Origin of the sequence: Mesorhizobium sp. M7A.F.Ca.US.006.04.2.1 (genome assembly GCF_004022915.1) — a bacterium.
Classification (GTDB): domain Bacteria; phylum Pseudomonadota; class Alphaproteobacteria; order Rhizobiales; family Rhizobiaceae; genus Mesorhizobium; species Mesorhizobium ciceri.
In genome coordinates this window covers 1-414 of record NZ_RZQA01001671.1, presented here as the reverse complement: position 1 = coordinate 414, position 414 = coordinate 1, and the positions used below count along the sequence as shown (strand labels likewise).

Here is a 414-nt window from a genome sequence, read left to right as displayed (position 1 = left end):
TTGGTGCCGGTGACATTCAACGGCACCCCGCCGAGCGAGAACGCGCGGTCATTGCCGAACGAGGCCAGTTCCTGTCCGTCGCTCAGCGAGAAGCCGGTGGCGTCGTCGATTGTCCCGCGGTTGACCAGGACAATGATCGCGTCGCTGGCGGTAATGCTGTCGGCATATTCGATCGAGGCGAGGTCGGTGATCGACGTGCCGCCGCCCGAAGCCCCGGCCGCAACGAAGATGTAATTGCGCAGATCGTAAAGTTGCGGGCCGGAAAACGCGGTCGTGCCGAAAGCGTAGTGGCCGCTGCCCTCATTGAGCCCGCGCGCATCGAGCGAGGCGGTGATGCCGGAGATGGAGCTGGAATTGCCGCCGAAGGTAAATTCGGCGTTGGCCGTGGCGCCCGGCGTGCCGGCAATGCCCAGC

Annotated in this window: 1 protein-coding gene; it reads right to left on the bottom strand. The window is 65.0% G+C overall.

Features of this window, described 5'->3' with window-relative positions; genetic code table 11:
• Positions 1-414: hypothetical protein (locus tag EN925_RS39330; protein WP_164894862.1), on the bottom strand; the 414-nt coding region annotated here is incomplete at both ends.